Below are 22,587 nucleotides of genomic sequence, written 5' to 3'. Positions count from 1 at the left end.
CTGCTGCACTTTGATACAAAAAGGCTGAAAATAGAAGGAGATGGTCGAATGGGTTCGATAAATGTCCAAAGAGAGATTGAACAATTATTCAAGAAGAAAGTAGAAAAAGATTCAAACATTCATAATGCGTATTTACTTGTTCATTCAGAAAAGCTTGATGCTGACATCCGTCTAGCTACTGGCAATGATGCAATACATCCCGAACAGCCTTATTATATCGCAAGTGTGAGCAAATTGTTTACCGCTGTTCTCTTCGGACAGTTAGTTGAACAGGACCGATGTTCATACGATGATCCCATCTCGCGATACATACAAGCAGATGTGTTAGAAAATCTGCACATATATAAAGACAAAGATTATACGAACGAAATAAAAATCAAGCATTTATTAAATCACACCTCTGGTTTACATGACTTCTTAGAGGATAAGCCGTTACATGGCAAGTCTATGATTGAACAGATACTAGAAAATCCTGAAAAAAAATGGACGCCAATCGAAGTACTCAATTGGGCGAAGGAACATATGAACTCTCATTTTCCTCCCGAAAAAGGCTTCCATTATTCCGATACAGGATACCATCTCTTAGGACTCATCCTTGAACACATCACGAACATGCCCTATCATGAGCAGCTCAAACGCCATATTTTTGACCCATTAGGCATGGTTCATTCACATTACATTCGGATGGAACCATTAGAAAAAAATCCATTTGACATAGCGAAATTGTCTGTTCGTCATACAGATATTACGCATTATCCAAGCATGAGCTTTGTATTTGCTGGTGGCGGCATCGTCTCTACTACAAGTGATTTGTTCAAATTCCTAAAAGCACTTGTCCACCATCAACTGTTAAAGAAAGAGACCATGGACCAAATGAAAAGTGATCCAGGGAAATTCACTTTAGGAATCGATTATGGATATGGCGTGATGAATATAAAAACGGTGCCAATCTTCATGCCAGCCAAATTAAATTCTTGGGGGAATGCAGGTTCAACCGGCTCATTTATGTTTTATCACCCTGCAACAGAGGCCTATCTCATAGGAACCTTTAATCATTTTGGATACGGTTCGAAAGGAATAAGGTTCATGCTCCAATTAATCGATAAACTGCAAAAAGCTCACAAAAAGCAAGAACACCCTTAAAAACAAAGTGAAAAAACACCTTCGAGTTGCAGTAGATGACTTCTCTACACACAAACTAAAGGTGTTTTTTTCTATACACTTATGGCAAAATGCTCGCTTACAAAGCTTTCCCCGCAGCCTTCAGCGCACGGGCACCAATGTCACGGCGATAAAATAGACCTGGTTGAATGATTTCTTCAACCGCTTCATACACTCTTGATCTTGCCGCTTCAAATGTGTCGTCAAATGCCGTCACATTTGCTACACGGCCGCCATTTGTGACGAATTGATCGTTTTCTTTTTTTGTTCCTGCGTGGAAGGTCACGACATCAGAAACAGTTGTTTGCAAAGCACCGATCGGTGTGCCTTTTGCGTAGTCCTCCGGGTATCCTTCTGAAGCAAGAACCACACTGACAGCCGCAGTGTCTTTCCACTGTAAGTCCACATCTTTTCCATCTAGAATATCGAGGAATACTTGGACTAGATCTGATTCAAGACGAGGGAGAACAACCTGCGTTTCGGGATCGCCAAAGCGTGCATTGAATTCAATGACCTTTGAGCCTTCTGGTGTTAGCATTAAGCCTGCATATAAAATGCCTGTAAACGGACGCTCCTCCTGCACCATGGCACGAGCAGCCGGTTTGACGACATCTTCCACCGCTTTTTGGACAACTTCATCTGAAATTTGCGGAACTGGTGAATAAGCGCCCATTCCGCCGGTATTCGGTCCTTTGTCATCTTCAAATGCCCGTTTATGATCCTGTGCGATCACCATTGGGTACACCTTTTCTCCATTAACAAAGGCCATCAGTGAAAATTCCTCGCCTGTTAAAAATTCCTCGATGACGACAGAAGCACTTGAATCGCCAAACTTTTCATCCTCTAAAAAGTCGTGCAGACAGTCGATCGCCTCTTCAAGTGTCATCGCAACGGTCACGCCTTTTCCTGCTGCGAGACCATCTGCTTTAATGACAATCGGCGCACCCTTTTCTTCCACATATGCCTTCGCTTCTTCAAACGATGTAAAAGTGGCATAAGCGGCGGTAGGGATATCGTAGTTTTTCATTAAGTCTTTTGCAAATTCCTTTGAGCCTTCAATGACTGCGGCTTTTGCATTTGGTCCAAATACCTTTAGACCTGCCTCTTCAAATGCATCGACGACACCTGCAATTAAAGGAACCTCTGGACCGACAATCGTTAAGCCGATTTTATTGTCTTTTGCAAAACGAATTAACGCCTCATGATCACCTTCGTCGATCGGTACAAGCTTCGCAGCATCTGTCATTCCATCATTGCCGGGTGCGACAAATACTTGGCTGACAAGTTCACTTTGGTTCACTTTCCATGCGATGGTATGCTCTCTTCCGCCTCTGCCGATAATTAATACGTTCACACTGTCATCCCCTTAATGTTTGAAATGTCTAACGCCAGTGAAGACCATGGCGATGCCGTATTCATCTGCTTTTTGAATTGATTCTTCATCACGAATGGAACCACCTGGCTGGATGATCGCTGTGACGCCTGCCTTTGCAGCAGCTTCCACTGTATCGCCCATCGGGAAGAACGCATCAGAGCCTAGTGCACTTCCTTTCGCTTTTTCACCTGCTTGCTCAATCGCAATGTTTGCTGAGCCGACACGGTTCATTTGACCAGCACCGATACCTGCTGTCATTTGATCCTTCGCAAGGACAATGGCATTTGATTTCACATGCTTGACCACTTTCCATGCAAGCTTTATGTCTTTCCATTCGTCTTCTGTTGGTTCTCTTTTCGTCGGAATGGAGATCGTTGCTTCGTCTAAGCCGTAGGTATCGATATCCTGAACGAGTAGTCCACCATGTACACTAGTTAGCTGCTTTTCTTTCTTTTCGAGATCAGCTTCAACATCTAGTGTTAAGAGACGAAGGTTCTTTTTCGCTGTTAACACGTCAAGTGCTTCTTGGCTGAACGATGGGGCGATGACAATTTCTAAGAAAATCGTATGAAGCACGTCAGCCGTTTGTTTATCTACTTCACGGTTAAGCGCCACAATGCCGCCAAAAATAGACGTTTCATCTGCTTTGAATGCACGGTCAAAGGCTTCTGCAATCGTTTCTCCAGTACCAACGCCGCATGGGTTCATATGTTTTACAGCCACAGCCGCTGGCTCCGTAAATTCACGCACGATTTGAAGAGCTGCATCTGCATCTTTGATGTTGTTGTAGGAAAGCTCTTTTCCGTGTAATTGCGTTGCAGTAGCTAAAGAGCCTTTGCTTGGAAGAGCATTTTCATAGAAAGTCGCCGCTTGGTGCGGGTTTTCTCCATAGCGAAGGGATTGTTTTTTCTCAAACGTGACGGTGAACTGCTCTGGCTCTGTTTCGCCAACAAAGTTCGTTAAATAATCTGCAATGAGGGCATCGTAAGCAGCTGTATGACGGAATACCTTCGCCGCAAGCTCACGTTTTTTCTCAAGTGACACGCCGCCTTCTTTGATTTGCTGAACGACTGTATCATAATCACGAGGATCGACAATCACTGTGACGTCTTGGTGGTTTTTCGATGCCGCACGAAGCATTCCCGGTCCGCCAATATCAATGTTTTCAATTGCTTCTTCATACGTTACATCGTCTTTTGAGATCGTCTCTTTGAATGGATAGAGATTCACGACAACAAGATCAATCGGCTGAATGCCATGCTTTTCAATCTGTGCCATATGCTCATCGTTTTCTCTCACAGCCAATAATCCACCATGAATGTTCGGGTGAAGCGTTTTGAGTCGTCCGTCCATGATTTCAGGGAATCCAGTGACTTCAGAAATCCCAATGACATCAATGCCATTCTCTTGAAGAAGCTTATGAGTACCTCCAGTTGAAATGACTTCAACACCAAGTTCTGTTAATTCTTTCACAAAAGGTACAAGATTCGTTTTATCAGAAACACTGATTAATGCGCGTTTGATCGTCATGCCTTCGTCACCTCATTAAGATAATTCTAAAAGTGATTTGATCACTTTTGGATATAGTGTGTGTTCTAGTTCATGCATTCTTTTTTCAATTGATTCAAGCTCTTCGCCTTGTTCAATATAGATCGCGGCTTGGTCAATAATCGGACCTGTATCCATCCCTTCATCAACAAAATGGACGGTGATGCCTGCCACTTTGACGCCTGCTTGATACGCCTGTCCGATGGCATCAAGACCAGGGAAAGCTGGCAGCAAGGATGGGTGGATATTCACGATTTTCCCTTTGTATGCTTCAAGTAATGTCGGGCCGATTAGTCTCATATACCCCGCAAGGAAAACCCATTCTACTTCATGAAGCCTCAGTTGTTCGATGATTGTTTGTTCAAAAGCGGCTTTATTCGGAAAAGCCTTCGGGGTAAAAGCAAAGGAGGGAATGCCCTCTTTCTCAGCACGCTCCAGCACCTTTGCACTCGGTTTATCACAAATCACAATGGCGGCCTCTGCCTGCCACTTTTCTTCTTTTAACGTATCTATAATGGCTTGAAAGTTCGTCCCGCTTCCAGAGGCGAAGATCGCAAACTTCTTCATGAGAGGCTTCCACCGCCGAATGTGACACCTTCTCCTTTTTGAACACGTCCGATGAGAAATGCTTTCTCTCCATCCTGTTCAAGTCCGCTAATCACATCCACAAGATCGTCCTCTTTGACAGCTAGGACAAAGCCAATGCCCATATTAAACACGTTGAACATCTCTTCTGCCTTCAACTGACCCTTTTCTTGAATAAAGGAGAAAATAGGGGGAACTGGCCATGAGCCGTTATCTACCTCAACACCAAGACCTTCAGGCAGCATACGTGGTAAATTCTCAATAAAACCGCCGCCTGTCACATGTGCCATGCCGTCAACCTTGCCGGCTTTCACTTGTTTGAGTACGGGCTTCACATAAATTTTTGTCGGTTCAAGAAGCTCTTCTCCGAGCGGTCTTGTAAAAGGTTCATACGTTTGATGCAGGTCAAGACCAGCGTCTTCCAGCAAGACTTTACGAACGAGAGAGTATCCATTGCTATGAATTCCGCTTGAGCTGAGTCCAATAAGCAAATGCCCTTCCTTGATGCCCTCTCCCGTTACGATTTCATCCTTTTCAACTACACCTACTGAAAAACCAGCAATATCATATTCTTCTTCTGTGTAAAGACCTGGCATTTCGGCTGTCTCACCGCCGACAAGTGCTGAACCAGACTGCTCACATCCGTCAGCCACACCTTTGACAATGGATTCAATTTTTACCGGATCTGCTTTTCCAACGGCTAAGTAATCTAAGAAAAAGAGCGGTTCTGCCCCTTGTGCAAGCACATCGTTGACACACATGGCCACGGCATCGACGCCGATCGTATCGTGTTTATCCATTAAAAAGGCAAGCTTTAATTTCGTTCCGACACCATCTGTTCCTGAAACAAGAACGGGCTTTTTGTATGGCAGCTCAGATAGATCAAACATACCGCCAAATCCACCTAGAGCGCCCATGACACCTGCTCGTTTTGTACGTTCTACGTGTGTTTTCATTCGTTTGACGGCTTCGTACCCTGCTTCGATGTCGACACCGGCGTTTTTATATGCTTCTGACATCCCATTCACTCCTTTTAGCTGCTGCTTTCCATGTATTTTCGGCAGAATGAAAGAGCAGCATATCAACTCATCTTGACTGCTGCTCCTTTATTCGATTATTTCGTCAAGACCGTTTCCTTCACATGCGGAAGAACCGTATCTTCATATATTTCAGTTGGGTATTTCCCAGTAAAGCATGCTAAACACTGACCGCGCTGCGGATCATCATACTTCCTGCCAATCCCGTCCATTAAACCGTCTACAGATAAAAATGCAATGGTGTCCGCACCGATTTCCTGTCTAATTTCTTCCACTGAATGAGAAGAAGCAATCAGCTCTTCGTGTGTGGATGTATCAATTCCATAAAAACATGGGTGTGCGATTGGCGGTGAACTAATGCGTACATGGACTTCCGTCGCACCCGCTTCTCTTAGCATCGTGACAATTCTGCGGCTCGTTGTCCCGCGTACGATGGAATCATCCACCATCACAACACGCTTTCCTTCGACAACCCCGCGTACAGCAGACAGCTTCATCCGTACGCCCTGCTCACGCAATGCTTGAGACGGCTGGATAAACGTCCGGCCAACATAACGGTTTTTAATCAAACCGAGCTCATACGGAATACCTGTTGCTTCGGCATATCCAATCGCTGCAGAAATACTGGAATCTGGTACACCTGTCACAACATCTGCTTCGACATGCGCTTCCTCAGCAAGCTTTTTGCCAAGACTCTTTCTCGCACTATGCACATTGATGCCGTTGATATTGCTGTCAGGTCTTGAGAAATAAATGTATTCCATGCTGCACATGCTGCGGTTAATATTCATCGAGAAGCGCTCAGATTTTAAGCCTTCATCATTAATGATCAGCATTTCGCCAGGCTCCACATCACGTAAATACGTGGCACCGACAACATCAAATGCACATGTTTCAGAAGCGACAACATAAGCATCCCCAAGCATACCAAGTGAAAGCGGGCGTAAGCCGTTTGGATCAAGCGCCACGATCATTTCTGTTTCCGTCATGATTAAGAAAGCATAGGCTCCCTTAAGCATGGACAGCGCATTTTTGATCTGTTCCTTCAATTCCATATGCCCGCTGCGCTTAATTAAATGTGCCAGCACTTCGGTATCAGAAGAGGTCTGGAAAATGCTCCCTTGGTTCTCTAGCTGCTGCTTTAACTGCGTTGCATTCACTAAGTTTCCATTATGAGCAAGGGCAAGACTGCCATTGTTTTGCGAACGGAAGAAGAGGGGCTGCACATTTTCAAAGCCGCCTCCGCCTGCTGTCGCATATCGAACGTGTCCGATCGCACCTTTTCCTTTCAAATCCTTTAGCTCACCGTTTTGAAAGACTTCCGTAATCAGTCCAAGGCCTTTGTGTGATGTGAGGTTCTCACCATCTGTTGCAATGATTCCCGCACCTTCTTGTCCTCGGTGCTGAAGGCTATGCAATCCGTAATATGTGATTTGCGGGGCTTCTTCGTGTCCCCAAACCCCAAAGACACCACACTCTTCATTTAAGCCTCTGATTTCAGCAAGCATGGGATCGCTCCTTTCCATGCACGTTCAAGCTCGTTGACCGCTGCATGAATCCATTGTTGTCCTTCTTGATTTTTGACAGTAAACACACCATCATTTGTAACCGTTCCGACTTCTTTCGCATCTTTGACAGCCGCAGCAAACGCTTCGCGGTGCTCCGGTTTAACTGTGACGACAAAACGTGACTGTGTTTCACTGAATAATGAAGCTTCGCTGTTTAAATCGATTTGGATATCTGCACCAAGCCCGTCAGTTCCAAATGTACTTTCAGCAAGTGCTACACCAAGTCCGCCTTCAGACACATCGTGTGCTGATTGAACGAGACCGTTTTGAATCGCGGCTAGCAGGGCTTCTTGACGCGAAAGCTCTACGTTCAAATCAATTTCCGGTGCTTTTCCGTAAATACGACCTTCTGTCATCTTTTGAAGCTCACTGCCTGCAAATTCTTCCTTCGTCTCACCAATGACGAAAATGACATCGCCAGCCTGCTGGAACGATTGAGTCGTAATATGAGCAGTATCTTCGACCAAACCAACCATCCCAATGACTGGTGTTGGGTAAATCGCTGTTCCATTTGATTCGTTATATAAAGAGACGTTCCCACCGATAACTGGTGTGCTTAGCGTGCGGCATGCTTCGCTAATCCCGTCAGCAGACTTTTCAATTTGCCAGAAAATTTCTGGTTTCTCCGGGTTACCGAAGTTCAGGTTATCTGTCACTGCAAGTGGACGAGCGCCTGAGCAGACAATGTTACGTGCTGCTTCTGCGACGGCGATTTTCCCACCGACCTCTGGATCAAGGTAGAGATAACGTGCGTTACAATCTGTTGTCATCGCTAGAGCTTTTTTCGTTCCACGGATTCTTAGTACACCCGCATCAGAGCCCGGTGCAACGACGGTATTTGTCCGAACCATGTAGTCATATTGATCATAGACCCATTCTTTACTTGCAATCGTTGGTTGCTGAAGGAGCTGCTTTAATGTCTCTGCTGCATCTGTGATCGCTGGAGCTTCCACTTTTGTTTCTAAAAACTCACGATAGTATGCAGGCTCACTTGACGGCTTGTGATAAACCGGTGCTTCCTCCGCTAGTGCATCAACAGGAAGCTCACAAACCATTTCGCCTTGATGGAGTAAACGAAGCATTTTATCGTCTGTCACATGACCGACTGATACTGCTTCAAGATCGTATTTTTCGAAAATATCAATGATTTCTTGCTCACGGCCTTTTTCAATGACCAGAAGCATTCTCTCTTGCGATTCAGACAGCATCATTTCGTATGCGGACATGCCTGTTTCACGCTGCGGAATGAGGTCTAAATTCATCTCAATACCAGAACCTGCTTTACTCGCCATTTCCGCACTTGAGCTTGTTAAACCAGCCGCTCCCATATCTTGAATCCCAACGAGCGCATCGTTTTTGATGACTTCAAGGCACGCTTCAAGCAGCAGTTTTTCCATGAATGGATCGCCGACTTGAACCGCTGAACGTTTTTCTTCTGATTCATCGGAAAATTCTTCGGACGCAAATGTTGCACCGTGAATACCGTCACGTCCCGTTTTAGCACCAACGTACATCACCGTGTTGCCAACACCTTTTGCCTGCCCTTTTTTGATGTCTTCATGGTTGATTAATCCAACACACATCGCATTCACGAGCGGATTGCCTTCATAGCTTTGATCAAAATGAACCTCTCCGCCGACTGTTGGAATACCGATACAGTTTCCATAGCCTGCGATCCCTGCCACTACTTCTTCAAACAAGTACTTCACGCGCGGTGAAGTCAGTTCACCAAAACGAAGAGAGTTTAGTACAGCAATTGGACGCGCACCCATGGAGAATACATCACGGATAATTCCGCCGACACCAGTAGCTGCTCCTTGATACGGTTCAATCGCAGATGGATGGTTATGTGATTCGATTTTAAATACAACCGCTTGGTTGTCTCCAATATCAACGATTCCAGCGCCTTCCCCAGGACCTTGAAGAACATGCTCTCCTTTTGTCGGGAATTTGCTTAAAACAGGCTTTGAGTTTTTATAACTGCAATGCTCTGACCACATGACAGAAAAAATGCCTATTTCTGTGTAGTTTGGCAGCCTGCCAATAATGGATTCGATTAAAGCGAATTCTTCATCACTCAATCCCATTTGCTGATACAATTTCTCTTCTTTAATTTGCTTGTGACTTGGTTCAAGCAGTAGTGACATGAGTGTCCCTCCAATTTTTCACGATAGATTGAAACAATTTAAGTCCGTCTGCGCTGCCTAGTAATGTATCAACCGCGCGCTCAGGGTGCGGCATCATGCCGAGTACATTGCCCTCTTCATTCGTTATACCTGCAATTCGATTGACACTGCCGTTAATATCGTCTCCGTAAGTGAAAGCGATTTGGTTATTTTCAATCAGCTTCGCTAAAGTGTCTTCATCACAGTAGAAGTTGCCTTCACCGTGCGCTACAGGAACCGAAATGGATTCGCCTTTTTGATAGCCGCTTGTAAATTGCGTTTCGTTGTTCTCTACAATGAGTTCAACTGGACGACAGATAAATTTTAAGTCTTTATTTCGTCTCATCGCACCTGGAAGAATACCAAGCTCCTGAAGAATTTGAAACCCGTTACAAACACCGAGAACAGGCTTTCCATCCGCAGCTGCTTTTTTCACCGCCGGCATGATGTTTGAAAAGCGAGCAATCGCACCGCATCTTAAGTAATCCCCATAAGAGAAACCGCCTGGTATGAGTACACCGTCAAATCGGTCAAGATTTGTTTCGTCGTGCCATACATATTCAACTTGTTCACCTAACTCATCTTGAATCGCATGGTACATATCGATATCACAGTTAGAGCCAGGCAAGACGATCACTGCAAACTTCACTGTGCGACAACCTCCTCCACCTCATAGCGGTAATCTTCAATCACCGTGTTGGCCAGTAATTTTTCACACATTTCTTTGACGACTGTGTCTAAATCACGATCTGATTTTTCAATGACAAGCTCCATGTATTTCCCGATACGGACATCCTTTACTTCCTGATAAGACATGCTGTGCAAGGCGTGCTGCACGGCACTTCCCTGTGGATCAAGAACGCTCTCTTTTAAGCTGACAAAAATTTTCACTTTATACATGTTTATGGCCTCCAAGTCTTTTGAAAATTTCTTCGTATGCATTTGTTAAGCCGCCCAGGTTTCGTCTGAACACGTCTTTATCAAGCTTTTCGTTTGTATCTTTGTCCCAAAGCCTGCACGTATCAGGTGAAATCTCATCAGCTAGCAAAATACGATTCTCGTGATCTATTCCGAATTCAAGCTTGAAATCAATTAAATTCACATGGCAGTCTGAGAAGATTTGCTTTAACTCTTCATTTACTTGTCTTGTGATCTGCTTCATTTCCTCGACCTGCTCTGGTGTCGCTGCATCTAAAATGCGAATATGATCTTCTGTAATGAGCGGATCGCCGAGTGCATCATCTTTGTAGTAAAACTCGATCAATGGTGTATCCAGTTTTGTTCCCTCTGGAATGCCAAGGCGCTTTGACATACTGCCTGCCACCACATTTCGTACAACGACTTCAAGCGGCACAATCTGCACCTTTTGAATGAGCTGTTCTGTTTCAGAAAGTCGTTTCACAAAGTGATTGTTGATCCCTTTCTCATGTAGCATTTGAAAGATTAAGCTTGAAATTTCGTTATTCAGTCTGCCCTTGCCTTCGATTTCAGCTTTCTTTTCGCCGTTAAATGCTGTCGCTGAGTCTTTATATTCGACATATAAAATTTGCTCGTCATCGGTCTGATAGATTTTTTTCGCTTTGCCTTCGTAGAGAAGTTCTTGTTTCACAGTCATTCAGGTTGGCCTCCTAATTTGAATGTTGGCAATTTTCAGGATTGGGCACCTGACAAGCAGGTGGCCCTTTTCTTACGCAAGACCTAGACGTTCGAAAATCATATCGACATTTTTCAAGTGATAGTTGTAATCGAAGCAGTCAGCGATTTGTTCAGGTGTTAAGCGTGATGTGATTTTTTCTTCCGCTTCTACTAATGAACGGAAATGGACTTGCTTTTCCCACGCTTCCATTGCCTTCGGCTGAACCGTATCATATGCCTCTTCACGTGCCATGCCTGTATCGATTAATGCAAGAAGAACGCGCTGTGAGTAAATCAAGCCAAGTGTGCGGTCCATGTTGCGTTTCATGTTCTCAGGGAAGACCGTCAAGTTTTTCACAATGTTTGAGAAACGGTTTAGCATATAGTTCAGTGCAATCGTTGCGTCTGGTAAAATGATGCGCTCAGCAGACGAATGAGAAATATCACGCTCATGCCAAAGTGGTACATTCTCATAAGCTGTCAGCATATATCCACGGATGACGCGGGCAATTCCCGTCATATTTTCAGAGCCGATTGGGTTACGTTTATGCGGCATCGCTGATGATCCTTTTTGTCCTTTTGCAAAGAACTCTTCTACTTCACGTGTTTCACTCTTTTGAAGTCCACGAATTTCAACAGCAAATTTCTCAATGCTTGTTGCGACGAGTGCAAGAGTTGCCATGTAATCGGCATGACGATCACGCTGCAAGGTTTGGGTTGAAATTGGTGCAGCTTTGATGCCAAGCTTCTCACATACATATTGCTCAACAAACGGGTCGATGTTCGCATATGTGCCAACAGCTCCAGACATTTTGCCGAATTCAATGCCAGCTTTTGCTTGTTTAAAACGTTCTAGGTTACGCTTCATTTCTTCGTACCAAAGACCAAGCTTCAGGCCAAATGTTGTCGGTTCAGCGTGTACACCGTGTGTACGGCCCATCATGACGGTATATTTGTGCTCTTTTGCTTTTTCTTTTAGGATGTCAACAAATCTCTCAATGTCCTTGAGCAAGATATCGTTCGCCTGTTTTAATAGATATGAAAGCGCCGTATCCACTACGTCTGTAGAGGTTAACCCGTAATGAACCCACTTTCTTTCTTCTCCTAGAGATTCAGATACAGCACGCGTAAAGGCAACCACGTCATGGCGCGTGTCTTGTTCAATCTCTAGAATACGATCAATATCAAAGCTTGCATTCTTGCGCATGGTCACAACGTCTTCTTTTGGAATAACGCCGAGCTCTGCCCAAGCTTCACAAGCGAGAATTTCTACTTCAAGCCATGCATTAAATTTGTTTTCCTCTGTCCAGATTGCTGACATTTCTGGTCGTGCGTAACGTTCGATCATTTCCCGTTTCCTCCATCTCTTTCAGTCCATATCTTTGTGATGTTTGTCATCCATTCATCATCAAGCTGTTTCATAAATGTCATATGCCCCATTTTGCGGCCGGCTTTTACTTCATGCTTTCCATATAGATAAAGCTTCGCTTCTTTGAGAAGCTCTGGATGCTCTTTTGGGATGTCTACTTCATCGCCTAATAAGTTCACCATCATACCCTCTGATAAAAGGGCTGTGCCACCAAGCGGTAAACCGCATATCGCGCGAACGTGCTGTTCAAACTGACTCGTCTCACATAAATCGAGCGTATAATGACCAGAATTATGCGGGCGAGGCGCCAGTTCATTGACGAGCAGCTCTCCTTCGTTTGTCAGGAACAGTTCTACAGCAAGTGTACCCACTAGCCCCAGCTTTTCAGCCAGTGTCGTTGCCAACACTTTTGCCTTCTCCTGAATGCTTTTATCTACCCTTGCAGGCACGATGCTTTGGAACAAAATGTTGTGCTTATGAATGTTCTCAGCGACAGGGAATACCGCAATCTCCCCATGAATAGAACGAGTGACGATGACCGAGAGCTCCATTTGAAATGGGACCCAGCTTTCTAAAATACATGTCCCATGTGTAAGCAATGCAGCTGCTTCATGAAGCTGTCCTATTTCCTTGATCACATACTGCCCTTTTCCATCGTAGCCGCCTCTGCATGTTTTCAGAACGGCTGGCAAACCAAGTACGGTTACTGCGTCTTCCAGCTCTTTTTCATCATGAATGATGCGATAAGGCGCGACTTCACAGCCTGCATCTACAATCCCTTTTTTCTCCGTTTCACGATTTTGAGTTAAAAGAAGAAGTTCACTTCCTTGCGGTAAATTGGCTTCTTCCTTCAATTGATTAAGTGCATCATAATCAATATTTTCAAATTCATATGTCACGACATCGCTGATTTCTGCCAGCTGTCGAATCCCATCGAGGTCACTATAAGCAGCTGTGATTTCTATATCAGCAACCTGTCCACAAGGAGATTGTGCGACTGGGTCTAAGACAGCTGCCCGGTACCCCATTTGCTTTGCGCTGACGGCCATATATCTGCCAAGCTGTCCTCCGCCGATAATACCGATGGTTGCGTTTGGAAAAATGGTCTGCTTAGCCAAGCTGATCACTGCTTTCTAGTACAGTCTGTTTTGTTTGCTCTCTTCTTTCTTCAAGGCGAGCAGCGATTGTTTCATCAAATGCTGAAATCATTTGTGCAGCAAGAAGCCCTGCATTTGTTGCACCGGCTTTGCCAATCGCCACTGTCGCAACTGGTACACCGCCTGGCATTTGAACGATGGATAATAAGGAATCCAGCCCATTTAGTGCTTTTGATTGTACGGGCACACCAATGACCGGCAGTGTCGTTTTCGCTGCGACCATCCCCGGTAAATGTGCTGCGCCTCCAGCACCGGCAATGATGACTTTTAGTCCTTTACCTCTTGCTTCTGTCGCATATTCAAACATCAAGTCAGGTGTCCGGTGTGCGGATACTACCTGTTTTTCATACGGAATGTCTAATTCCTCTAAGATATCGCACGCATTCTTCATTGTTTCCCAATCAGATGTACTTCCCATGATGACACCTACAAGCGGCTTCATTTTGTCCCCACCTTTAAGCTGATATTCGATTTTGTATCGTTTGACACGCTTCCCAAACCTAAGCAGCTTGTCAAACGCCGAACAAAAAGGCCCGATTTGCATTGCATTGTTAGGAAGCAACACAAACCGGGCCATGGTAAGCGCTGTTCGCTTTTGAAACGCCATGTCAGTTTTGTTCACTATCCTGCATAGTCCAGTCATTTACGGTAACTGGGTAGAAACTTATGGGCCAATTCCCAAGATTATATGAGGTTCGTGTTTTGAATTCATGTTTATCTTAACAACGGATGTTCATGATGTCAACGGATTTATCGAACAATCTATGAAGTCGTCGTTTTAATGTTCGGATTTAGACTGTTTTTCCTTCAAATACGATTTTTTTCCCAATCGGAATGATCTGAATCGACCCATTTTCCTTCTTTTCCTGAAAAATGGGCTCCTCCATTCGTCGGACAGGCGAGTAGCCTTCCGCTGCCATCTGGGACAACACTTGATCGATCGTCATGTCGTCTTCCACATAGAATTTCTTCTTCTTTGGTTTTGCGGTCATTCTTTAATTCTCCTTTTCTTCACAGCCTTCACCCAGAAGCCGCCGTGAATCGATTTGGGCTCATATGAAATGATAAATGCCTTTGAATCCAGCGTTTTAATCGTTTCATATAATTGCAGTTCATATTTTCTCGGTGTTAAAATTTGCAATGCTGTCCGGTCTCCTTCAAGACCGCCTGCTACCCAGCTGGTGACACCATATCCTTTTTCTCTCAATTGCCTTGGGAGATCGACATCTAATTCTTTTGTGATCACGTTAACAGTTGTGTAGCCAAGTGCCAGCTTCTCTTCAATTTTCATCCCGACAATGATCCCCATCCCATAACCTAACGCATACGCAATGACATTTTGGATTTGATCTAAGTTATCAAGTACGATACTTAATCCAATCACATAAATCAGCATTTCAATCGTACCAGCAAAAGCTGCTGCGTACCGCCTGCCTTTCATTGTTAAAATCAAACGCATGGTGGAAAATGAAACATAGACAATATTAATCACTAAAATGATCAAAACCATGGTGAACGCATTGGATAAAAGTTGTTGAAGCACGATTCGAACCCCCTGCACTAAAAAATCAAATAAAGCACCCCATATTCTACTAGAGAACATACCTTGATACAATCAAATTTGCGCGAGAAAAACACATATATCTTTCGACAAGAAAGGTGGTCTTTGTTACCAAGAGTTTACCCGTTTTTTCCTCGTCTCAACATGAAAACCTCCTTTTTCAAAAAAGGAGGTTTTCAGTGTGTGTATTATCCAAATCGAACAGGCACAAGTGAAGGAATCAAGTACTCTCCGACAATGCCCCAGAGCAGTGCAATGATGACAAGCTCCACCAATAAAAAGATCCAGCTGGCATACATCAAATCACCGCGCACCGCTTCATGCTCCGATTGAACCGAGCGAAACAGTACGACCGCAATCAACTGGAGACCAAAAAACATCATCACAGATAAAATGACCGTCACATATGGAATATTCAGCATGGCAAATACAAGCCAAAGGATGGATAAAACCAAGACCGGTACAAGTGCGGCACCAAACTTCATGATCACTTCTTTCAGTGATATGTTTCCTTTTAGCATGTACTTACCGAGTAACCAGACGGTCAGCATCATCAATGTGAGCAGAATGAGTGTAAAGACCGCTACCCTCAAAAAGGCGTCACCAAAAGAGTAATGAATGCCAAAGCCTAATAAACGAGTCTTTGACGCCTTTAATTGAACATAGTTGCCTAAAGCAAAAAACACGCTGAATAACACAATCGAGATCCAGGCGTACTTCATCCGTAATGTTTCCGCTTGATTGATGGCCCGGCTCGGTGATTTTAACATCGCAAGTCCATATGAGCCATAGCGCTTAAACGCGCCTCCTACACCTTGCAGCATACGCTGAATGGCAGAACGCTCATCATCCGCTGCTACTTTTACTTTCGACGTTCTTCCACGTTTTGCGGCGCTTCTGCTAAGGCGGGATTGCCTCGTTTCTTGATCTATTGATGGCTCTTCATTTTTTAAGTCTGATTTACTTTGCTCTTCATCTTTTTCTAACATCTCATATCAACTCCTATCCAGCACAATCCTTACAGGCTCATACGAATGACCTGTAAGGATGACTCCTCTTAAAGTAGCGGAGTCTCTCTGTTCAGTCAAGATTCCTTGACGTTCATACGAATAGACGGATAAAAGACAGCAGAGGTTTTAAAATGGCAAGAAAATAAGACAAAACAAAAAAACAGCAGCTTCCATGAGCTGCTGCTTCAGGCGAACTATTAATGATTTAAGAAAGCAAAGTAGAGAATAAAGATCACAAACAATCCGTACATAATCGGATGTACTTCTTTGGCTTTCCCTTTAAAGATCATCGTAATCGGGTAGAAAATAAAGCCAACCGCAATCCCTGTTGCAATACTGTATGTGAGTGGCATCATAATCATCGTTAAGAACGCTGGTACGGCAATTTCAAAACGATCCCATGCAATCTTCGCAAGCGGAGCGACCATCAGTGCACCAACAATGATTAAAGCAGGTGCTGTCACATTCGAAGTAACGATGGATAAAAGCGGCGAGAAGAACATCGCAAGCAAGAAGAAAATACCTGTCACGACAGCTGCAAATCCAGAACGTGCACCAGCAGCAACACCTGAGCTAGATTCAACATAAGATGTTGTCGTCGATGTTCCAAGAATAGAACCTACAACGATTGAAGATGAATCCGCTAGAAGTGCTCTTCCTGCACGCGGCAGCTCATTATTTTTCATTAAACCAGCTTGGGTTGCAACAGCCACAAGCGTTCCTGCTGTATCAAAGAACCCAACGAATAAGAACGTTAAAATCACGACAAGCATTTGAATCGAGAAGATGTCTGGCAAGTGAATCAAGGCTTGTCCAAAGGTTGGAGATAAGCTTGGAATACTTCCCACAATTTGTGTCGGTACTGGGATAAGACCAACAATCATTCCTGCAATAGCTGTCACAAGCATCCCTATGAAGACACCTGCATTTACTCGCAGAACCATTAAAATGACAGTCACCACGATACCAAACACGGTTAATAAGACAGGGCCACTATGAATGTTTCCAATTGAAACGAGCGTATTATCGTTATTGGCAATAATGCCAGAGCCTTGCAGACCGACAAACGTAATGAACAAACCAATACCCGCACCAACCGCTAGCTTTAGCTCAGCCGGAATGGCATTGATGATTTTTTCACGGAAACCTGTTAAAGAAAGGGCAACGAAAATCAATCCTGAAACAAATACACCAGAAAGTGCTGCTTCCCATGTGATGCCCATGCCAAGAACAACCGAGAAGGCGAAAAAGGCATTCAAGCCCATACCTGGTGCAATCGCAATTGGATACCTGGCAATTAGCCCCATCAGAATACACCCTGCGGCAGAGGCTAACGCCGTCGCAGTAAAGACAGCGCCCTGATCAATTCGTAATTTATCTGGAAAATCCGGTACTGCTACTAAAGCAAGTGTGATCGGATTGACAAACAGAATGTAAGCCATCGACAAAAATGTGGTTAAACCACCGATGATTTCTCTGCGGTAATTCGTTCCTAACTCATCAAACTGAAAAAACTGTTTCAAGCCAACTGACTCCCTTCATGTCCTTTTGCTTTAGTCTGCCCCATTCACAAGTCAAATAAAAAACGCCCCAACAATTTTGGGACGCTTGACTACATATGTGAATTCAGACGGTGACATAAAACAAGAACAATGCATGATTTATATCAAACGAGTGTGAATTGACGTAGTCAAGCCATTTACGGTAGCTTGGTAGAAACTTGCGGGCCATATCCCCGCTATTATACGACTTCTATCTATTTGATTTCTGTGTCTATTGTACCAACTTCATTTTTAAAACACAATACGAAAAGCGAACATTTTTCAAAGAAATGTCCGCTTCATTCGTCTTATTACACGAATTTGGAAAATCGCATGTAGTTCTTTATACACCCTTATCCAAATCCTTCTCTTTTGCAAAAACTGCCTCGGCTACATGGAAAAACTCTTTCACAGATGGAGAAGCTTGGGAGAGAGACGGACAGGCGAGCGCAACCTTGCGGTGATGAGACACATTCAACTTTCGAATGTGCACAAGCTGCTGCGTTTTTAAAAACAGCTCAGGACCTATCGTGACACCAAGCCCTTCCCCAACCATACGAGCAATGGTCGTACAATCGTGTACTTCAAATAAAGTAGCTGGCTTCAATTGAGCCTCAGCAAAAATATCCTCTACATGTGATTGATACATGCCAGTCGGCATAATAAATGGTTCATCCGCCAAATCTGTGATGTCTACAATGGACTGCTGGTGAAATCGATGATTCGGATGATAGGCGACCACCATCTCATCTTTGATCAGCGGAAGCAAGTCAAAGGCTTCATCCGCATGACCTTTCACAACAAATCCAACATCAATGATGCCAGAATCTAGCCACTCCAATATTTCTTCATACGTTCCCTCATAAAATTTAAATTCGATTTTCGGATGCTTTTTCTGATAGCTCACAAGCAGTTTAGGCAATAAACAAGCAGATGCACTGGCAAATGTGCCGATACGAATCAAGCCCGTTTCGATATTTTTCGTTAACGCAATTTCCTGCTGGATCTTCTCCACTCTATTTAACACTTCTCTAATATGCGGGAGAAGCGTTTGACCGATATCTGTCAGCATGATGCCCTTTTTTCGATCACGAATGAATAAAGACACACCCCACTCCGTTTCTAAACTCGCCACCGCATGACTCACTGCGGACTGCGTCATATTTAATGCTTCAGCTGCTGCGGTAAAACTGCCAAGCTCCACCACTTTTGCGATAATGTCAAAGCGAACAAAGCTCATGAGTATTCACTCATCTCCTTCATGAAAAACATCAATTTTACTTATGTTAGCACGGAATTTAAACTAAATACAACGTATCAAATTGAAGGAAGGGTTCAAAAATGAAAAACACATCACATCAGCTATTGATTATCCTTTTAGCTGTCGGTTCATTCGTCACAGGCACGTCAGAATTCGTCGTGTCAGGCATTCTAGATATTATTTCTGTTGATTTAAATATCTCCATTCCTGCTGCCGGGCAGCTTATCACCGTTTACTCTCTCTTTTATGCAGTAGGTGCTCTCTTTTTAGTCATAGCAACATCGAAATTGAACCGAAAAAAGGTTCTGTTATCGGCTATTTTTGTGTTTATTTTAGGCAATGTGGTCGCCTTTTTTAGCCATCACTTTGTGCTACTCCTGCTATCCCGAGTCATCATGGCGATGAGTGGCGGCTTATATATTGTCGTTGCCACGAATTATGCAGCGCAGATCGCCCCTCCAGAAAAAAAGGGAAGTGCAATGGCGACGGTCATTACTGGTTTTACCGTTTCACTCGTACTTGGTGTCCCTATTGGCACATTTCTATCAGGTCATGTGGATTGGCACTATATTTTTCTCATTATTGCGCTAGGTACTGCTTGTCTTTTATTACTGCTTTATCAATTACTGCCACGCATGGAGGGACATTCACATCTGCCATTGAAGCAGCAATTACATCTCCTTCAAGATAGCAGGGTGATCAGCGGCTTAGCCACGACCGTCTTTTGGATCTTAGGCTACACAATGGTGTTCACTTATATCTCACCTTTATTACGACAGACCGCTGGCTTCTCTCTTGAAATGACAAGTATCGCCTTACTCATTTTAGGAATCGCTGCTTTTATAGGCTCACGATTTGGCGGCTTCGCCGTTGATCAATGGGGACCAAACCGAACCATCTCGATCAGCATCATGATCCAGATGCTCGCTCTATTCACCCTATTTTTTACACAATTTTCTACAATTAGCGTATTGATCACATTAGCCATATGGGGCATCGCAACATGGACGACAACGCCAGCGAAGCAGTTTTACCTCATTTCTCTAAAACCTCAAGCATCAGAAACCGTGCTGAGTTTTAATACAGCGATTATGAATATCGGCATGATGCTTGGATCGTCAATGGGCGGCGTGATTATACAATATACACATGTCACGAACTTAAGCTGGATTGGCGGTTTAGCCAGTTTTGTCGCATTCATGTTGATTCGGTACTCGTTCCATCGCAATCAACTGGTCCAAAAGCAGACAAAAAGCGAACATGTATAACCATGTTCGCTCTCTTATTTATTGACTAGCTTTTGAAGTTTCTTTTTTGACTGGAATGGTTACCTTTATCGCTTTCTGTGGTGCCAACATATTCAGTTCTGACAAATCAAGATAAAGCCCATAATCTTTAAAAGAAAAATGGTTTAATGATAAAGTCTCTAGATTCTTATCATCAAATCCAAAGGTGGATTGCATGGAAGCTGTCTTTACATTCGTCACCTTCGCATGGTTCCCCTTCAAGTAATATCCGCTTTCATAGTCTGCTTGTGGATTGGGCCATGATTTCATCTTTTCAACATCGCCTAATCCAATGAATTCACCTATATTCTCCATCACATCCTGATCTAATTCTTTTTGATCTACTCCAGTAAATTGATAATCAACAATCACAGAACGGTCTTTTTGCTCTATCTTATTGATTTTGATTCCGATGCCATGGTGTTTTGTTTTGAACTGAACAGGCAGCTTTGTCTGAAGAGGAATAATGTGGCTGTATTCTCGTTCGATATCCACAGATGTGTCAAATGTCAATTCGGTCGCCTTTGGATTGATCGGCTGATTCAGAATCGTCAAATGTTCTTTTCTATTTTTACCAGAAGTCAGTTGTTTTTTCCTTAAAACAGTTCCAATCTCAAGCTCATACTCATTCCCTAAATTATCCTTCATTCCATCAATACTAACTCTATCATCTTTGGCAAAACCATTGTAATCAATGGCATATTGAATAGCAGAGCCATTCACTCCGTTTTCAACCTTTACATTTCTTATTTGATAACGTCCATTTAAAATAGACACGTCTTTTTGTCCCGCTAATAAAGTGGTTTTTTGCTTGACCACAGGTAACTTGAAGCGCCAATTCCCTACAATATCCCCAATCTTCGAAATAACAAGTGGCACTTGCTGACCTTGTTTGATCGTTTGTCCATTTGTATAGACTTCCGTCTGTCCAACATAGCGGCCATCTTTTAATTTTTTCAACTCTGTTTTATCAAAATTCAGTTGGAAGTTTCCATCGATTTTTTCTGGATTCACTCTAAACGATACAACATCTTCGTTTGTATGGAAATTCTCCACAGTAAACGTATAAACAAGCCGACCGGCATCATAGTACACACTGTTTACTTTCACAGTAACCCCTCTTGATTCAGCCCCCTCATTGACATGCTTCACCAAATCACTCTGAAAAAGAGACATTCCTACTTTATCGTGAAACATCATATAAAACTGTCCAATAATCGGGACACGTGCCATCGCTGTATTAAGAGAAGGAAAAAGGAAGCCTGATGAAAAATAAAGAACGATTAGTATGATGACAGAATATATTGGCGTTCTCCAATTCCATGTGAACCAACGTCTTTTCTTTTCCGCTTTCACATCTCCTATTGCTTGGCGAACCACAGAAGTTACTTCTACCATTGGTACTTCAATCTCATCATAAAGCTTTTTCATTTCTTTTCGTTCCATCGACACTCTCCTCCTTTTCCAATGTTTGCTTTAATAACTTTCTTGCGCGATACAAATGAGTTTTAACCGTTCCTTCAGGCATACCCATCTGCTGAGAAATCATTGAAATCGAATAATCTTGAAAATAAAATAGCTGAATCACAATCTGGTATTGCTCGTCTAACACATCAAGTGCTTGTTTTAAATCTAGCTTGTCTTCCAAAAAATCATTCCGCTCAACGCTTTCGTGCTGCTGTTCAAACGGAACAACATCTTGCTGCTTTTTCTTCATTGCAAAAATTGTATGAATCAAAATCCGCGTCAGCCAGCTAGAAAAATAAGCTGGTTCTTTCAAGCCAGATAGATGCTTAAACGCTTTAAATACCGTCTCCTGAACAGCATCTAACGAATCCTCTTTATTTCTTGTGTAGAGAAAAGCCGTTTTATATAAACGCTCCTGATACATCAGCATTAATTTCTCAAATGCCGGGACATTCCCTTTTTGTGCTTTTTTAATTAGACGCACTTGCTTCATCTCATCCACACCTCCTACACCTGTTAGAGCAAGCTTTCTCTCAAACGGTTTCAACAAATGAAAATTTATTTTACTTAGCATATGTCGGATAAAAATAGAGAAAGTGAAGAATAGAGTCGAAAGAATAAGTTGAACATTTGATATAATGGAAGAAATATCTACAAAAAGGAGTATGTCGATTGTTTCTATTTGAAGAACCTACGTGTGCTAGCTGTCAGAAAAAGATAGAAGGAAACGAAGAAGTGTACGTCAAGCTGGTCTATCCAAAGAGACGAGGAATGACAGAGGTGAAGGCTTGGCTGAGGAATGAAGGGGTTTTTTATTGTCAGGCATGTACAGAACAAAAGACATCACATGGAGGATAAAAA

The 22,587-nt window shown here is 43.4% G+C and carries 22 protein-coding genes and 2 riboswitches; of the genes, 3 read left to right on the top strand and 19 right to left on the bottom strand.

Annotated elements, in window-relative coordinates; all coding sequences use genetic code 11:
- Nucleotides 1–48: 48 nt before the first annotated feature.
- Nucleotides 49–1,143: a serine hydrolase gene (locus tag MHH54_RS03375; protein WP_223251392.1), complete on the top strand. Its 1,095-nt coding sequence runs from the start codon at nt 49–51 to the stop codon at nt 1,141–1,143.
- 97 nt (nt 1,144–1,240) lie between these two features.
- Here the strand turns inward: MHH54_RS03375 and purD are convergent, their stop codons facing one another.
- From purD to MHH54_RS03290, 17 genes are all read right to left on the bottom strand, one after another.
- The gene (gene purD, locus MHH54_RS03370) at nt 1,241–2,515 is read right to left on the bottom strand and encodes a phosphoribosylamine--glycine ligase (RefSeq protein ID WP_342500684.1); all 1,275 of its coding nucleotides are present in this window, start codon (nt 2,513–2,515) and stop codon (nt 1,241–1,243) included.
- A gap of 12 nt (nt 2,516–2,527) precedes the next feature.
- Nucleotides 2,528–4,066, bottom strand: a complete 1,539-nt coding sequence (purH, locus tag MHH54_RS03365) for a bifunctional phosphoribosylaminoimidazolecarboxamide formyltransferase/IMP cyclohydrolase (RefSeq protein ID WP_278178094.1) — start codon at nt 4,064–4,066, stop codon at nt 2,528–2,530.
- 15 nt (nt 4,067–4,081) lie between these two features.
- Nucleotides 4,082–4,651, bottom strand: a complete 570-nt coding sequence (gene purN / locus MHH54_RS03360; RefSeq protein WP_342500683.1) for a phosphoribosylglycinamide formyltransferase — start codon at nt 4,649–4,651, stop codon at nt 4,082–4,084.
- Nucleotides 4,648–5,688: a phosphoribosylformylglycinamidine cyclo-ligase gene (purM, locus tag MHH54_RS03355; RefSeq protein WP_034620207.1), complete on the bottom strand. Its 1,041-nt coding sequence runs from the start codon at nt 5,686–5,688 to the stop codon at nt 4,648–4,650. Before purM ends, purN begins: the two co-directional genes overlap by 4 nt.
- A 95-nt stretch (nt 5,689–5,783) precedes the next feature.
- Nucleotides 5,784–7,214, bottom strand: a complete 1,431-nt coding sequence (gene purF, locus MHH54_RS03350) for an amidophosphoribosyltransferase (protein WP_003213939.1) — start codon at nt 7,212–7,214, stop codon at nt 5,784–5,786.
- Nucleotides 7,190–9,421 (bottom strand): phosphoribosylformylglycinamidine synthase subunit PurL, encoded by a 2,232-nt coding sequence (gene purL, locus MHH54_RS03345; protein ID WP_342500682.1) that lies wholly within the window; start codon nt 9,419–9,421, stop codon nt 7,190–7,192. The genes purF and purL overlap by 25 nt, the downstream gene beginning before the upstream one ends.
- Nucleotides 9,405–10,088: a phosphoribosylformylglycinamidine synthase subunit PurQ gene (gene purQ, locus MHH54_RS03340; RefSeq protein WP_003214213.1), complete on the bottom strand. Its 684-nt coding sequence runs from the start codon at nt 10,086–10,088 to the stop codon at nt 9,405–9,407. The genes purL and purQ overlap by 17 nt, the downstream gene beginning before the upstream one ends.
- Nucleotides 10,085–10,339, bottom strand: coding sequence for a phosphoribosylformylglycinamidine synthase subunit PurS (gene purS, locus MHH54_RS03335; protein WP_003214349.1), 255 nt, complete (start codon nt 10,337–10,339; stop codon nt 10,085–10,087). Before purS ends, purQ begins: the two co-directional genes overlap by 4 nt.
- On the bottom strand, nt 10,332–11,054 hold the full coding sequence (gene purC / locus MHH54_RS03330; RefSeq protein ID WP_003214271.1) for a phosphoribosylaminoimidazolesuccinocarboxamide synthase: 723 nt from the start codon (nt 11,052–11,054) through the stop codon (nt 10,332–10,334). The genes purS and purC overlap by 8 nt, the downstream gene beginning before the upstream one ends.
- 72 nt (nt 11,055–11,126) lie before the next feature.
- On the bottom strand, nt 11,127–12,422 hold the full coding sequence (purB, locus tag MHH54_RS03325) for an adenylosuccinate lyase (protein WP_340960436.1): 1,296 nt from the start codon (nt 12,420–12,422) through the stop codon (nt 11,127–11,129).
- Nucleotides 12,419–13,561, bottom strand: a complete 1,143-nt coding sequence (purK, locus tag MHH54_RS03320) for a 5-(carboxyamino)imidazole ribonucleotide synthase (RefSeq protein WP_342500681.1) — start codon at nt 13,559–13,561, stop codon at nt 12,419–12,421. Before purK ends, purB begins: the two co-directional genes overlap by 4 nt.
- Nucleotides 13,554–14,042, bottom strand: coding sequence for a 5-(carboxyamino)imidazole ribonucleotide mutase (purE, locus tag MHH54_RS03315; protein ID WP_050945777.1), 489 nt, complete (start codon nt 14,040–14,042; stop codon nt 13,554–13,556). The genes purK and purE overlap by 8 nt, the downstream gene beginning before the upstream one ends.
- A gap of 169 nt (nt 14,043–14,211) precedes the next feature.
- A riboswitch (purine riboswitch) is annotated at nt 14,212–14,312 on the bottom strand.
- 79 nt (nt 14,313–14,391) lie between these two features.
- Nucleotides 14,392–14,592, bottom strand: a complete 201-nt coding sequence (locus MHH54_RS03310) for an NETI motif-containing protein (RefSeq protein WP_106030004.1) — start codon at nt 14,590–14,592, stop codon at nt 14,392–14,394.
- Nucleotides 14,589–15,143 carry a DUF2179 domain-containing protein gene (locus MHH54_RS03305; protein WP_024424505.1) on the bottom strand — a complete coding sequence of 185 codons (555 nt, stop codon included), beginning with the start codon at nt 15,141–15,143 and terminating at the stop codon, nt 14,589–14,591. Before MHH54_RS03305 ends, MHH54_RS03310 begins: the two co-directional genes overlap by 4 nt.
- Nucleotides 15,144–15,349: 206 nt before the next feature.
- Nucleotides 15,350–16,150, bottom strand: coding sequence for a hypothetical protein (locus tag MHH54_RS03300; protein WP_342500680.1), 801 nt, complete (start codon nt 16,148–16,150; stop codon nt 15,350–15,352).
- A gap of 218 nt (nt 16,151–16,368) precedes the next feature.
- The gene (locus MHH54_RS03295; protein ID WP_284907763.1) at nt 16,369–17,694 is read right to left on the bottom strand and encodes an NCS2 family permease; all 1,326 of its coding nucleotides are present in this window, start codon (nt 17,692–17,694) and stop codon (nt 16,369–16,371) included.
- A 144-nt stretch (nt 17,695–17,838) separates the two neighbouring features.
- Nucleotides 17,839–17,940: riboswitch (purine riboswitch) on the bottom strand.
- 115 nt (nt 17,941–18,055) lie between these two features.
- Nucleotides 18,056–18,952, bottom strand: coding sequence for a LysR family transcriptional regulator (locus tag MHH54_RS03290; RefSeq protein WP_342500679.1), 897 nt, complete (start codon nt 18,950–18,952; stop codon nt 18,056–18,058).
- 101 nt (nt 18,953–19,053) lie between these two features.
- On the opposite strand from MHH54_RS03290, the gene MHH54_RS03285 reads away from it, so the two are divergent.
- Nucleotides 19,054–20,241: an MFS transporter gene (locus tag MHH54_RS03285; RefSeq protein ID WP_342500678.1), complete on the top strand. Its 1,188-nt coding sequence runs from the start codon at nt 19,054–19,056 to the stop codon at nt 20,239–20,241.
- 18 nt (nt 20,242–20,259) lie between these two features.
- Here the strand turns inward: MHH54_RS03285 and MHH54_RS03280 are convergent, their stop codons facing one another.
- Nucleotides 20,260–21,705 (bottom strand): DUF4179 domain-containing protein, encoded by a 1,446-nt coding sequence (locus MHH54_RS03280; RefSeq protein ID WP_342500677.1) that lies wholly within the window; start codon nt 21,703–21,705, stop codon nt 20,260–20,262.
- Entirely contained in the window at nt 21,674–22,219 is a 546-nt protein-coding gene (locus MHH54_RS03275; protein WP_044141506.1) for a sigma-70 family RNA polymerase sigma factor, read from the bottom strand. The genes MHH54_RS03280 and MHH54_RS03275 overlap by 32 nt, the downstream gene beginning before the upstream one ends.
- A gap of 179 nt (nt 22,220–22,398) precedes the next feature.
- On the opposite strand from MHH54_RS03275, the gene MHH54_RS03270 reads away from it, so the two are divergent.
- Complete coding sequence (locus tag MHH54_RS03270) at nt 22,399–22,584, top strand: Fe3+ hydroxamate ABC transporter substrate-binding protein (RefSeq protein WP_342500676.1); 186 nt, start codon at nt 22,399–22,401, stop codon at nt 22,582–22,584.
- Nucleotides 22,585–22,587: the final 3 nt, after the last annotated feature.

The organism is Bacillus sp. FSL K6-4563, assembly GCF_038630405.1.
Classification (GTDB): Bacteria; Bacillota; Bacilli; order Bacillales; family Bacillaceae; genus Bacillus; species Bacillus pumilus.
The sequence above is the reverse complement of the archived record's forward strand: the minus strand, read 5'-3'. Positions and strand labels throughout refer to the sequence as shown.

Excerpts from the sequence above, each read along its gene's own strand:
- MHH54_RS03375 (WP_223251392.1), top strand. The coding sequence starts at position 49 with ATGGGTTCGATAAATGTCCAAAGAGAGATTGAACAATTATTCAAGAAG.
- purH (WP_278178094.1), bottom strand. The coding sequence starts at position 4,066 with ATGACGATCAAACGCGCATTAATCAGTGTTTCTGATAAAACGAATCTT.
- purN (WP_342500683.1), bottom strand. The coding sequence starts at position 4,651 with ATGAAGAAGTTTGCGATCTTCGCCTCTGGAAGCGGGACGAACTTTCAA.
- purM (WP_034620207.1), bottom strand. The coding sequence starts at position 5,688 with ATGTCAGAAGCATATAAAAACGCCGGTGTCGACATCGAAGCAGGGTAC.
- purF (WP_003213939.1), bottom strand. The coding sequence starts at position 7,214 with ATGCTTGCTGAAATCAGAGGCTTAAATGAAGAGTGTGGTGTCTTTGGG.
- purL (WP_342500682.1), bottom strand. The coding sequence starts at position 9,421 with ATGTCACTACTGCTTGAACCAAGTCACAAGCAAATTAAAGAAGAGAAA.
- purS (WP_003214349.1), bottom strand. The coding sequence starts at position 10,339 with ATGTATAAAGTGAAAATTTTTGTCAGCTTAAAAGAGAGCGTTCTTGAT.
- purC (WP_003214271.1), bottom strand. The coding sequence starts at position 11,054 with ATGACTGTGAAACAAGAACTTCTCTACGAAGGCAAAGCGAAAAAAATC.
- purB (WP_340960436.1), bottom strand. The coding sequence starts at position 12,422 with ATGATCGAACGTTACGCACGACCAGAAATGTCAGCAATCTGGACAGAG.
- purE (WP_050945777.1), bottom strand. The coding sequence starts at position 14,042 with ATGAAGCCGCTTGTAGGTGTCATCATGGGAAGTACATCTGATTGGGAA.
- MHH54_RS03310 (WP_106030004.1), bottom strand. The coding sequence starts at position 14,592 with ATGACCGCAAAACCAAAGAAGAAGAAATTCTATGTGGAAGACGACATG.
- MHH54_RS03300 (WP_342500680.1), bottom strand. The coding sequence starts at position 16,150 with ATGTTAGAAAAAGATGAAGAGCAAAGTAAATCAGACTTAAAAAATGAA.
- MHH54_RS03290 (WP_342500679.1), bottom strand. The coding sequence starts at position 18,952 with ATGAGCTTTGTTCGCTTTGACATTATCGCAAAAGTGGTGGAGCTTGGC.
- MHH54_RS03285 (WP_342500678.1), top strand. The coding sequence starts at position 19,054 with ATGAAAAACACATCACATCAGCTATTGATTATCCTTTTAGCTGTCGGT.
- MHH54_RS03280 (WP_342500677.1), bottom strand. The coding sequence starts at position 21,705 with ATGGAACGAAAAGAAATGAAAAAGCTTTATGATGAGATTGAAGTACCA.
- MHH54_RS03275 (WP_044141506.1), bottom strand. The coding sequence starts at position 22,219 with ATGAAGCAAGTGCGTCTAATTAAAAAAGCACAAAAAGGGAATGTCCCG.